Here is a 12,069-nt window from a genome sequence, read left to right as displayed (position 1 = left end):
GCCTTTGCGCTGCACCAAGAGGCCGGACAGATGGCAGCATCCGACAACGTGCCGACCGCCGAAAAAACCGCTTGCGTCTTGCGGGGCGTCCACAGATGGGAAAGCGGAAGCTCGGCTGCCGCCAGGCTCATGTCTTATTTGCCTCAATGAGCGGACTTTGCGGGACTCGTCAGTGGCTCTTCACGGACGCGTTTGGCTCAACACTCCTCAGGGGCTTCACGTGCCGGAATTGCAGCAGCAGTAGCAGGTCGTAGGTGATCTTCAGTGCCGCACAGATGAGGAGGGGCCAGGATCGATATGACGCGGCGAAGAGAGCACCTGCGAGTGCAGGGCCGGCAGCCGCCGCAAGACTTCGGGGAACTGATGTGAAACTCGCCGCGGCAGCACGCTCCGCCTCCGTCACGACCGCCATCACGTAAGAAGAGCGTGTCGGCACGTCCATCTGCGAGAGCGCCGCCCGAATGAGCAGCAAGGCAAGCGTCAACGGCAAGGTTGGCGCGAATGCCGCCAGCATCAGAGCGATGCTCGACGGGATGTGAGTGAACACCATCGTATTGATGAGCCCAACCCGCTTCGATAGCCATGCGGCGACAGGAAAGGAGAACGCCGACAGCACGCCCGACCAGAAGAAAAACACCCCGGCTTCCGCGAGCGATAGATTGAACCGCTCGAACAGCCACAAGGCGAGCAACGACTGGACCACGAACCCGCCAGGGAAAGCATCAAGGCTGAACAGGGCAGCGAGCTTGAAGATGATAGCGCGCGAAGGGCCAAGCACTGCTTTCGGGGGCTCGTCGCCGGTGATGCGCGGGGGTATGCGGGCATAAAGTACGGCGCCCGCTAGACCCAAGAGCGCATAGAGAATGAACATCAGCTTGATGGCGGTCAGTTGCCCGAGCCCGAGCGGCGTGATCAAGTCAGGCAGGGCTGCGGCAAGGGCGCCAAACGCGCTTGCGAGCGAACCAACGAGGCTGTAGCGAGCGAACATCCTCGTGCGCTCGACACTCGCCACTTCGCGCGTGAGCACCGCGTGCTCCAGTGGCAGGAAGACGCTCACACTGCCGGCCGATGGATTAATCGTGCCGGCAAATGCGACGACCAGCAGCAGCGCATAATCGTTGATCACAGTCATGGCTGCACCAGTGGCGACCATCAGGCTCGCGGCGCCCAGGAGCAACCCGCGGAGATCGCGGTGCGCGCCCAGAAACCCGACCACGATCGTCAAGAACGCCGAGCCAAAGAGTGATGCCGTGGCGATGACACCGACTTGCAGCGGCGAAAATCCAAGAGCGAGCAGATAGACCGGCAGCAATATGGCGACGAAACCGTCCGCGAAATCGCGTAAGGCTCGCGCCGCAAAGAGGTATGTGGTCGGATGAATGCTTCGAACGGGTCGCATTATTTTCGATCGCGTCTTGTCGAGGAGCCGGACTCGCGCACCGCTCACCACTGTGCGCTAGGAGTGTCTCAGCTTAGACCGGATTGGTGGGCTCGACACACCCCATGAGGGATCCATAGGAAAGGCCGATGAACGAGCAGCCGGCCAATACCGTCACCAATCCTGAAGCGGAACACTGCGAGCATCGCCCCAGGCGTCAGCATCAGCGAGGCGACGTGGACGGAACTCAATACCGGGCATCGATCGTCATGCCGAGCCCGCGCGCTACGTAGAGTTCACCGAACAACACGTGCAGCGCGAACTATACCGCCAGATTGAGGATGACGCCCACGACCGCGGCAGTGATCGCATTGCTGCTTTGCTGACAGCCAACGCCGCGCGAGGCGATGAGAGCCAGCCTGAGGACCACCGAGTTGCTCGTTCAAGCAAACGAGCAACTCTCGGCAAGCCGTGTTCAATTCGTGCGGTTCAGTCCTTCAGGTCCGCCGCGGTTCGTGAAACCGGCACCAGCCATTGGGACTGATCTCGCCGGCAACGATCTCGCATGCGTTTGGCTCGAGGAAATGGGTGCATCCCGCACAGCGGCGGCCCCGGTTGGGAGAATTCTGGTAAGCCGCCTCACGCTTCGGGGTAGTTCCCGCGCCACGCGCCACGGGCGCCATGCGCGGACTTGTCATGCAAGAGGTGAGTCCGACGGCTCCGGCAACTGCAGCCCCAGTCCCTGAAATCTTCAAAAAGTTCCGGCGGGAAAGCTTTCGGGTTGAATCTCCGGCTGTGGACTTGTGGTTCACATCGTCATGGTCCTTTTTCATGATCTTTCCTCCCGTCGCGCGACCGCCACGTCACCTGAAAGCACAGATCAAATCGACTTCAGGTATTCGATTAGGTCGCTCTTTTCTTGGTCAGTCAGCTTGAGTTCGAGGTGGCGGTCGTAATGGTCCACGACGTCCCGAAGGCTCGCGAACCGCCCGTCGTGGTAAAACCCTCCTTTATGGACCTTTTCCATATCCCAGAGGGCACGAAGGGGCGCCGTTCGGTATCGTTCATCCGGTGAGCGCATCGCCTGGAAATCGTCGATTCCGATCTCCTCCGCCTTGTGCAAGTTCCATCCCGGCTCGGTGAAGATCGGCGGAACGTGGCAAGTGGCGCACTTGGCCTTGTCGTTGAAGAGGGCCTTCCCCTTGTCCGCAGCGGCACTGTCGAAGGCCCCTTCCGGCGGCTGCGGCGTAGGCAGCGCAAGCTGGTAGAAGTGAAGCGCAGGCAGCTTTGCGGTGATCCGGTCTTCCTTGTCCTGTTTGTGGCCCTGTTTCGTCCTGGCGGCGACCGGATATTTTTCGGCATCGTCCAGCCTCGGATCGTAGAAGACGCCTTTCCCGTGCATTTCGAGATTGCCGACGTAGGCGTTCCAATAACTCACCGTCCCCCAGGCGCCCGTCCAGGTGTGGTTGTTCACGCCCGCCAGCCCGAAAGCTGGAGGATTGAGCGTGGCGGCGGTCTTGCCGTCCGGCCGGAAGGCCTTGCCATCGAGATTGAGCTCGGCGTCGAACTTCCCAGGTCCCCAAGCCGCGAGCGCCTTTTTCACCTCGTCTTCGCTAAGCTGCAGCATGTCGGTAAAGGCGGTGAGATCGGGCGCCAGGGCGACGATCGCGCCGATGTCGAGGTCACGGTTGGGCCAGCCATCGAGGCGGTGCCCGATACCGGGTGCATAGGCGTCATCGACCGTCGAGTGGCACAGGGAGCACTGAATGCCCACCGATCTCAACGTTTTGCCGTCTCCGCTGAAGAAACCAGTGACGCCAACAACGGCATTGGACTTGAGCAGGACGAGCGTGCTGGCTGGGTCCTTGAGATCAACTTCACCCTTGTTCAGCGCTTCGGCCACCTCCTTCGGGATCGCGTTCACATCGACTTTCAGACCAAGCTCGAGAGCCTTCTCCGGGCTGAGGCCTGGCCCGACGCCACCGGCCTTTTCGCCCCCAATGGCCTCATGGAGCTTGACCTTGCCGCCCCAAAAGTCCTCGCTGCCGAATGTGTCGAAGCGGAACGTCTCGCGTCCTTCTTCCAGAAACCGCTTTGCCTGATCGGCGACCGCGGCGTCAAAGTTCTTGCCGCTTGTCGCCTTCTTGCTCATTTGAGCAGCGGCGGGAATGAAAGCTGTCGACAGCAGAAATGAAAGAAATAAAGCAGTATTTCGCCCACGCCTTTGCATCACACGTCCCTCCCAAGACATGAGTGGCAATCGGCGGTCATGTAGAGTTTCGCGGGTCCCCGTTGCGCGCGAAGCGCAAAACCGACCAATGGATCATGGTACACCTAATCCGCGCACCCGCAATGCCAGTGTGCGAGTATGCGATCCGCGGCAATAACAATGATGGGGCGCTCAGCGCCACCCTGATCCTGACGCTCCGCCGGAAGGCAATGACGCCGTTTTGGCGGTGGCTCTCCTCATCCTGGTAGTAGAAGAAGCCGCGGCCATTCAGGCAGCGGAAATCCCGCCGCAGCCGACCCATGATGCGATGGAGCCTAAGCACGGCCCCGTGCCGCGCCGTCAAAGAAATACTCCCGGTGCAGCGGCCGTTACACGAGACCTTCCTTACCCGCCGCGCTTGAACACCTTGAGGATGGCTCAAACCGACGGGATCACCACAGGACAGTGGTCGTCGAGCCAGTTTTTCAGCAGCCTATTGATGTGCGACTTGGGAAGCTGCCGACATCAGTTCCTCGGGATTCGGCGCGCTGAACGTATAGCCAACCTCCAAAACTTCAGTGAAGCTCCATCGTACGATTCCTGCCCGATCCAGTAGGAACTGACCGACAAGCTGCGCCTGGCCGGAAGCCATCATCTGCTGATCGGCTTCCGTAATCTCATATCCTTCCTTCTTGTTGAGAAACTCGTTCATTGCCATTACGTCCATAGGCTCGGGCAACTCTCCCGGGAGATGGACCCGTATCGCCATGACCGTGTCCATCCCCACCTCACGCAAGCCGAAAGCACGGTGCGAGGCCCGCTCCGGGTCAGACGCCGCGAGAAGATTTGGTGTCGGGTGGTAACGGAAATAGAGCCGCGCGCGTTCGACCGGCGTGTTGACGACCGCCAGGCATTCGACGCCTTTCTCATGCAGGGCCGGTTTGAGTTGCGCCATCGCCGCGACATGGCGCCGGCAGAACGGACAATGTAGGCCGCGAAACAGACCGATCAGCAACGGGCTATTGCCTCGAAAATCATTGAGCGCAATCTTGCCTTCGCGCGAGATCGCATCGAAAACAACATTCGGTGCCCGGTCGCCTGGCCGCAGCGGGCGGTCCACACTACTCGTGGACATGACAACCTCCTTGCCCCAATCAGTCAAGAAAACGCTTCGCGATTGAACCCGTGCTCCTGCGCCAGGGTAAGTTAGCGTTCGGCCGTTGCCACATTGCCGAGCTCGAGATCAAGCGTTGCAAATCTATCTTAGCATGGAAAAGACATTTGTGGTTCGCTCCTCGCCCGAGCCTTCATGAGCGCTCGCGATAAAAACGGACCGCGAGCTCCGGCGTGGCATTGGTGGATTTGCGCCAGGACGAGCAACGGCACCGCCAGATGCTCACGTTGGTCACAGATCTCGATTGCCTTCTCGCCGGCTGGTGCACCTCCCAGTATTCAAGTCTTGAAACTCGGGCGGCCTCGGATGACTGGACGCCAAATATTGCGAATGACCTCACATGAGAGCACTCGTGAATGCTGTTGCGAAGGTCCGGTACCCGACCTCGTTTTGGACGCTCAGGTCTGCGACGATCAAGGTCGTCAACGGGTCGAATCTTCCGGTTCGATCGCGACAGGATGTAGAATACATGCATGCGGAATTGTAGCGAGCGCCGTAGCGACCGGACACTCTTGAGCTTGCCCTCCAGGCGAACATACCGGTCGAAGATTGAGCGGAAGACGCGCCAGACCCCCTAGAGAGACCAAACACCGTTCTACCTAAGACAGCCGCGCAATTTTATGTTGTGGCAAATGAAAAATCTGGTTTACTGCCACTTCGCTGCTTGGCTTTACAGGGGGATATTGCCGATGGGGTGGATGCGCAGGGATATTGTGCTTGGTGGTTTAGCGTCACTTGGCACGGTGGTGGTCCAGAAATCCACATTCGCAGCGGCGTCTTCCTATTTTTCCGGCACCACCGTCGACAATGGCGTAACGTTCCGAAGCACCAACTTTGCCAAGATAGAGAAGAAGTGGCGCCGCCAGGTTGTCAAATACTTCAGCAGCGAGCCGATTGGCACCATCGTTGTCGATACCAGGCACCATTTTCTCTACCTGATCATGGAAAACAAGACTGCCATCCGCTATGGCGTCGGTGTCGGGCGCGAGGGCTTCAAATGGTATGGCCGCGCCACGATCGACCAGAAATCGCTCTGGCCACGCTGGACGCCACCGCCGGAGATGCGTGAGCGCCACCCGGAACTGCCTGAATCGGTCGCGGGAGGTTCGCCAAAGAACCCGCTTGGCCCGCGCGCCATGTACCTGCTTCGCGATGGTGTCGATACCGGCTATCGCTTACACGGTACGCTGGAGCCGGGCAGCATCGGTAAGGATGCCTCCAGCGGTTGCATCCGCATGTTCAACGAAGATGCAATTGACCTATATCAGCGTTGCCCCATTGGCACCGCGGTGCAAGTACTGCCGCACATAGCCGACCAGGCTGAAGGTGCCGCTCAGGTCAGCCAAGCAACCCCGGTTGAATGAGGAATATCACGCTAATGTCTGCTTTGATCGGATATACGCGGCTGCTTGCCACCGCGGCCATGCTCCTGACGCTCGCCGCCTGCAACACCACTGAAATCGCCGCTTTGGAAGAGCCGGGCGCGGCGCCGATGACCGGACAAACCAACGATCCGGCGCCCGGTTTCGAAAATGTCGTGGCCGGCAGCGAAGAGGACTTCATCCTGAATGTGGGCCGACGGACCTACTTCACGAAGGACTCGGCCACGCTCGATTCGGTCGCCATGGCAACGTTGGATAAGCAGGCCATCTGGCTCAACAGCAACCCGCGTTGGCTGATCAAGCTGCAGGGATTTGCCGACGATTCCGGGTCCGCGTCAAAGATGGTGACGCTGTCGCAGAAACGCGCCGACGCAGCGATGGCCTATCTCGTCTCGAAGGGCGTGGATGCCAACCGCATGTGGGCCAAGGGTTACGGCAACGACCGCGAGGTCCGTGATTGCACGGACCGCTCCTGCATGGTGCAGAACCGGCGCGTCGTCTCCAACCTGCGCACCGAGCGCGACGCACTCTGATCGCAGGTTGCCTCGCGGATAGGTCTATTTTGCCTCGCATCAAACCCCTCAGCGAAATGGGTGCAAATGCATTTCGATGGCGGGTTAACCGCCGCCTGTCCGCTAAGGCCCATTTGATTCAGCGCCTTCACCGCAGATGTCCGCATTGGTCGATCCTTCCGGGTTCCCATGCGTCAAGGGAGGGTGATGGGGTTGACGCCCCCCGACGGCATCGCTGTGCCAGAATGGCGTTGTTGCAACCATTGGAGGGAGGCGTCCGTGCCTGAGGGTACCACGATCGGTTTGGATATCGCGTGGAATGTTTTCCATGCACATGGTGCCGACGAGCGCGGTCACGCGCTTTTCAGCAAGAGCTCAGCCGGGGAAAGGTGTTGGACTTTTTTGCCGCCCAGCCTGCCTGCACCGTCACCCTGGAAGCCTGTGGCGATGCCCATCACTGGGGTCGCGAGCTGATGGACATGGGCCATACGGTCCGGTTGATCCGCCAGCCTATGTGGAGCCCTTCGTGAAGCGAAACAAGAACGATGCCGTCGATGCGGAGGCGATCTGCGAGGCGGCGCAGCGCCCAAACATGCGGTTTGTCGCCGTGAAGAGCGAGGAACAGCAACGCTTTCTGCAAAAAGATAGCTTGCGGTCTTCACCGTCGACACGCAAAAGCGGCTGGTCTATGGGTTGACGTAAAGTGCTTCGGCTGCCGCGCCGCGCCGGCCCGCCAACCCGCTTTCAGAAGGCATTTCCGCGAATGTTTGACCTGCTTGTCTCGCCTCTTGTCCAGGTTATCGCGCTGGGTGTCGCAAGCATTATCATCTGGCATCTGCAGGGGCGCGGTCGTCCGAATGCGCGCCTCGTGGTCCAGATCGCATTTTTCCTGGCGATGACGGCGATTTTGGCCGGGAACCGTATTTCTCCGTTCAAGTTCGAGCCAATACAGGAAGTCGGCGGTACTCTCGTCGCAGCCAAGTTGCTCTGGTGGGTGCATCTGGCCTGGTCCACCATCGGCTTTATCCGCATCTACATTGTGCTCGATGGCAGGCCGATCGAAGCGCGGCTGCTTCAGGACCTGTTCGTCGCGGGCGTGTATCTCGGGGTGACGCTCTCCATCCTCTCCTTCGTATTCGGCATTGCGATCGGAACACTGGTCGCGACCTCGGGCGTCATCGCGATCATTCTCGGGCTTGCCTTGCAGAGCACATTGAACGACGTCTTTTCCGGCGTGGCGCTGACACTGGGACGCCCCTACGGCATCGGCGACTGGATCATTCTTGCCGACGGTGTCGAAGGGCGGGTGGTTGAGAATACCTGGCGTTCGACCCATATCCTCACGCCGGCAAACAATATCGTCGTCCTGCCAAACAGCGTGCTGGCGAAGGTCGGGCTGACGAACATCACCCGCCCCGACGAGACGCACCTGCAGATCCTGACGTTCCGTGTGAGGCCAACACATCCGCCATCCTTTATCGCCGAGGCGATGCGGCGGGCCATGATCGGGGCAAACCACATCGTTCACGATCCTGCTCCCGGTGTCGCTCTCATGGGCCTCGACGCCATCGCGGTCGAGATCGAGCTGCAATACCGCGTCAGCCGTCCCTCCGACCGGAATGCCGCCCGAAACGAACTCATCGATCTCGTCCACCGGCAATGCACGGCGATGGACCTGTCGCTCGCGCCGCCAGCAACGGCCACGGTCGTCATGGAGAACGCCCTCGCATGGCCAGGAACCGCGGAGACGGTGAAGGACCTGCTTCGGGCCAACTGGATCTTCGCTGATCTGAAACTGGAAGAACTGGAGAAGCTGGACGCCGCGGCGCGTCCCCGGCAATATCGGTCCGGCGACCGAGTGCTCGCTGGGGCGGAAACAAGTCTGATGATTGTTCGCTCGGGCGTCGTCGCCGCACATCGCAACGGCGCGGAGGTGACGCGACTGGCACCGGGCGCGATCTTCGCACAAGTCGAGGGGATCGACGGCAAGGCCATCTCATTCGAAGCCCTGACCGAGGTAGAGGTCTATGAGATCGATGGCCCGACCCTCGTGCCCCTGCTGGAGGATTATCCGGCCATCCAGAACCATCTTTCCCGGCATCTCGCCGGCCTTGCGGGGCGTGCGCCTGCAGCCGGCAATGGGTCTGTTGATGGAAAGCATGCCTTCGTTCGCAAAGTCCACGGTATCCTGGGGCGATAGGGCAGGAGTGGCGGTGCGCTCAGGCAGGCACCGGCGCACGACCGCAAGCTTCTGGCCGAGGAGTTCATCCGCGGCCGCGAGATCGAGTTGAGCGTGCTGAAGGATCCAGAAGGCGGCCTCTTGGTTTCCCGTCCCGGCGAGATCCTGCCGGCCGAAAGCCACGGTTTCTACAGCTACGACGCCAAATATATCGACGAGGACGGCGCCGCTTTGAAAAAGTGCCGCCGGAGCTTCGTCTCCGCAGCGCTGGGGCGTGCGCATGGCCGCGAGGACTGCCAGTTTGCTCGAAGATTGGAGTGAGCTGCGCGCTTGCGCAGGGCGCAGCTCTTATCGCGTGAGGCATTTACAGATCCGTCACGCGCTCCGGATCAGCTGAGGCCAGCGCCGCGGCACGCTCGGCTTTCGGCGGATATATCCACACCTGGTTTATCTCCTGCTTGGTCTTCTTGGCGCTCTCGCCGACCAACTCCACCTTGCGGTCCCAGCCGCGGGTGAAGATTGCGCCGGCTTCGCCGAGGTCGAGGCAGGTGACGTAGGCCTTCTGGTGATAGCACCGGCTCGGCACACCCAGCAGTTCGGCGGCTGCGTTGTTGCCCGCGAAGGCGCCCATGCGGGTGGCGTGCTGGCACGACATCAGTGCATAGTTGCCGATGTCATCGCATGCGGCGCGCGCCGCGTCGCCGGTGGCGAAGACGCCAGGCACGGACAGCACGCGCAAGCACTTATCGACGAGCAGCCGGTCAAAATTGTCGCGCGCTGCGGGAATTTTCGTTGTCAGCGGATTGGCGCGAAAACCTGCCGCCCAGATCACGGTCGCCGCTTCGATGCGCTCGCCGGTGCTCAGCGTGACGCCGGATTTGTCCAGCGATGCGACGCCGGCATCGAGCCGCGTCTCAACGCCGACTTTGCGCAGTGCGTCCTCAATGATAGGGCGAGAATATTCACCCATGTCCGGGGCGACTGCAGGGCCACGATCGGCGATAATTACGCGCGGCTTGACGTTTTTGTCGAAGATGGTCCGCAGGCGTGAAGGCATTTCCGTTGCCGCCTCGATTCCTGTAAAGCCGGCGCCTGCAATAACGACGGTGTCGCGTGCCTTTGAGGCGGGCATAGTCGCAAGCTTGTGCAGGTGGCGGTCGAGGGCGATTGCGTCATCGAGATTGTCGACGCTGAAGCCGTGTTCTGCGAGGCCGGGAATATTCGGGCGGAACAGCCGGCTACCGGTTGCGATCACCAGGCGATGATAGGAAAGGGACTTGCGCTCCCCCTTGGCATTGAGGACGTCCACGGCGCGGGCTTTGGTGTCGACGGCTTCGACGCTGCCTTGCACGTAGACCACGTTGACGGCGTCAAGCACCTCCTTCAAAGGCGCGGTAAGGGTCTCGGGCTTCGGCTCATAAAGCCGAGGGCGGATCACCAACATCGGCTGAGGAGCTACCAGCGCGATCTCGAGTTCTTCGGGCGAAACGTCTTCGATGTCGCGCAGGCGGGCTGCGGAAAGAGCGGCATACATACCGGCGAAGCCGGCGCCTACAATGACGAGTCTCATGTTATCTACTCCTGGGTTTTGGTTCCAAACGGCCGCACGTCATCGTTGCCGCTCTTGTTGAGCGGCGACGCAGGTTTCGAGTGATGACGATGCGGTCGGTGAGGCGAGATCGCGATGGCGCCTATCACCTACCTGCTCCAGGCCGGTCGCAACCAGCCTCAGCACAGGCGCGATCAACCCGGGCACCAGATGGGATCGTTGCCGATGTCCATGGCGAACAGTTTCCTTAGAAATGAGCTGCGGCATTTGATTGCCGCAGCTCGCCCTTGAGGACGTCAAGCCTGGACGAAGGCCAGTAGATCGGCGTTCAGCGCATCGGCATTGATGGTCAGCATGCCGTGCGAGAAGTTCGGATAGGTCTTCAAGGTGACATTCCTCAGAAGCTTGACTGACTTCAGCGCGGAGTCCGAGATCGGCACGATCTGGTCGTCCTCACCGTGTAGCAACAGTGTCGGAATCGTGATGGCCTTCAGGTCCTCGGTCTGATCGGTTTCCGAGAAGGCCTTGATGCTGTCGTAATGAGCCTTGGCGCTGCCCATCATGCCCTGACGCCACCAGTTCTGGACCACCGCTTCCTGCACCGTGGCGCCGCTGCGGTTGAAGCCATAGAAGGGACCGGTCGGGAAGTCGCGGAAGAACTGGGCACGGTTTGCAGCAAGCGCGGCACGGAGACCGTCGAACACTTCGATCGGCAGGCCTTCCGGATTGGCTTCGGTCTTGAGCATCAGCGGCGGAACGGCGGAGACCAGGACCGCCTTGGCAACACGGCCTGCCGGCTCGCCGTGTTTTGCGACATAGCGGGCGACCTCGCCGCCACCGGTGGAGTGGCCGATATGGACGACAGTCTTCAGGTCCAGCGCTTCGACGACGGCGAAGGCATCCGCTGCATAGTGATCCATGTCGTGGCCTTCGGAGACCTGTGAGGAGCGGCCGTGGCCGCGGCGATCATGGGCGATGACGCGATAACCCTTGGAGAGGAAGAAGAGCATCTGAGCATCCCAGTCGTCCGAGCTCAGCGGCCAGCCATGATGAAACATGATCGGCTGTGCGCCCTTCGGACCCCAGTCCTTATAGAAGATGTCGACGCCGTCCTTGGTGGTAACATATGCCATTGGCTTGCTCCTTTAGTGAATTGTCGCTGGTGAGCGTCCGCTGCGTGGAAGGGCCCACCAGCAGTGATTTTTAACCATCGGGAGAGGCCAGATGCCGCAGACGACAGCTGGCCCTCTCGCCTACTCCTTGATCGGGAAGGTCAGTTCCTTCTCGCTGCTGTCGACGACGAAAACAGCCAGCAGTTTCGCCGGTTCGGTCTCGCTGGCATTCTCGCTGACGCCGTGGCGGTCTCCCGGCATTTCAGAGAAGCTCTCGCCCGCCTTGTAGGTCTTGACGGGACCGTCGTTGACCTGACTGCGGATGGCGCCCTCCAGGACAGTCGCATAGATGAAGGCCGACTCCGGATGCGTGTGTGCCGAGGAGAAGCCGCCGGGACCATATTCAACGAGAACACCTTTCATGCTCTTGCCCGGAACATTCGGCAATTCGTGCTCGTAAACCAGCGTGACCGAAGCATCCTTATCGCCGACGTCGTGAGCAGCGGCGGCAGCGGACAAGAGAGCCGTCATGGCAACGGCGGCAAAGATTGACTTGATCATGTCGAAACTCCTT

At 60.6% G+C, this 12,069-nt stretch carries 10 protein-coding genes and 3 pseudogenes; 5 read left to right on the top strand and 8 right to left on the bottom strand.

Annotation, left to right across the window (positions count from 1 at the left end):
• Positions 1–169: 169 nt before the first annotated feature.
• From QN224_RS32840 to QN224_RS32825, 5 genes and pseudogenes are all read right to left on the bottom strand, one after another.
• Positions 170–1,399, bottom strand: a complete 1,230-nt coding sequence (locus QN224_RS32840; RefSeq protein WP_283980077.1) for an MFS transporter — start codon at positions 1,397–1,399, stop codon at positions 170–172.
• Positions 1,400–1,472: 73 nt separating this feature from the next.
• Positions 1,473–1,748: pseudogene (locus QN224_RS32835) on the bottom strand (chromate transporter); the annotation flags it as partial.
• Between the two features lie 127 nt (positions 1,749–1,875).
• A complete protein-coding gene (locus QN224_RS34205; RefSeq protein ID WP_369292628.1) occupies positions 1,876–2,211 on the bottom strand; it encodes a twin-arginine translocation signal domain-containing protein in 336 nt (111 codons plus the stop codon).
• A gap of 47 nt (positions 2,212–2,258) precedes the next feature.
• The gene (locus QN224_RS32830; protein ID WP_283980076.1) at positions 2,259–3,530 is read right to left on the bottom strand and encodes a c-type cytochrome; all 1,272 of its coding nucleotides are present in this window, start codon (positions 3,528–3,530) and stop codon (positions 2,259–2,261) included.
• Between the two features lie 550 nt (positions 3,531–4,080).
• Positions 4,081–4,722: a peroxiredoxin-like family protein gene (locus QN224_RS32825; protein ID WP_283980079.1), complete on the bottom strand. Its 642-nt coding sequence runs from the start codon at positions 4,720–4,722 to the stop codon at positions 4,081–4,083.
• A 728-nt stretch (positions 4,723–5,450) separates the two neighbouring features.
• Between QN224_RS32825 and QN224_RS32820 the strand changes: the two genes are divergently transcribed.
• The 5 genes and pseudogenes from QN224_RS32820 to QN224_RS32800 all read left to right on the top strand — a co-directional run.
• Positions 5,451–6,125 carry a L,D-transpeptidase gene (locus QN224_RS32820; RefSeq protein WP_283980078.1) on the top strand — a complete coding sequence of 225 codons (675 nt, stop codon included), beginning with the start codon at positions 5,451–5,453 and terminating at the stop codon, positions 6,123–6,125.
• Positions 6,122–6,676, top strand: coding sequence for an OmpA family protein (locus QN224_RS32815; protein WP_283980075.1), 555 nt, complete (start codon positions 6,122–6,124; stop codon positions 6,674–6,676). Before QN224_RS32820 ends, QN224_RS32815 begins: the two co-directional genes overlap by 4 nt.
• Before the next feature lie 258 nt (positions 6,677–6,934).
• Positions 6,935–7,283: pseudogene (locus QN224_RS32810) on the top strand (transposase); the annotation flags it as partial.
• Positions 7,284–7,418: 135 nt separating this feature from the next.
• The gene (locus QN224_RS32805; protein ID WP_283980074.1) at positions 7,419–8,855 is read left to right on the top strand and encodes a mechanosensitive ion channel family protein; all 1,437 of its coding nucleotides are present in this window, start codon (positions 7,419–7,421) and stop codon (positions 8,853–8,855) included.
• Positions 8,856–8,870: 15 nt separating this feature from the next.
• Positions 8,871–9,071 (top strand): annotated as a pseudogene (locus tag QN224_RS32800) (D-alanine--D-alanine ligase A); the annotation flags it as partial.
• A gap of 127 nt (positions 9,072–9,198) precedes the next feature.
• On the opposite strand, the gene QN224_RS32795 reads toward QN224_RS32800, so the two are convergent.
• From QN224_RS32795 to QN224_RS32785, 3 genes are all read right to left on the bottom strand, one after another.
• The gene (locus tag QN224_RS32795) at positions 9,199–10,404 is read right to left on the bottom strand and encodes an NAD(P)/FAD-dependent oxidoreductase (RefSeq protein WP_283980073.1); all 1,206 of its coding nucleotides are present in this window, start codon (positions 10,402–10,404) and stop codon (positions 9,199–9,201) included.
• Positions 10,405–10,679: 275 nt separating this feature from the next.
• Entirely contained in the window at positions 10,680–11,516 is an 837-nt protein-coding gene (locus tag QN224_RS32790; RefSeq protein WP_283980072.1) for an alpha/beta hydrolase, read from the bottom strand.
• Between the two features lie 120 nt (positions 11,517–11,636).
• Positions 11,637–12,056, bottom strand: coding sequence for a cupin domain-containing protein (locus QN224_RS32785; RefSeq protein ID WP_269281879.1), 420 nt, complete (start codon positions 12,054–12,056; stop codon positions 11,637–11,639).
• Positions 12,057–12,069 lie beyond the last annotated feature (13 nt).

The organism is Sinorhizobium sp. 7-81 (genome assembly GCF_030124405.1).
Lineage (GTDB): Bacteria > Pseudomonadota > Alphaproteobacteria > Rhizobiales > Rhizobiaceae > Sinorhizobium > Sinorhizobium psoraleae.
This window is presented reverse-complemented; position numbering and strand designations above follow the sequence as displayed.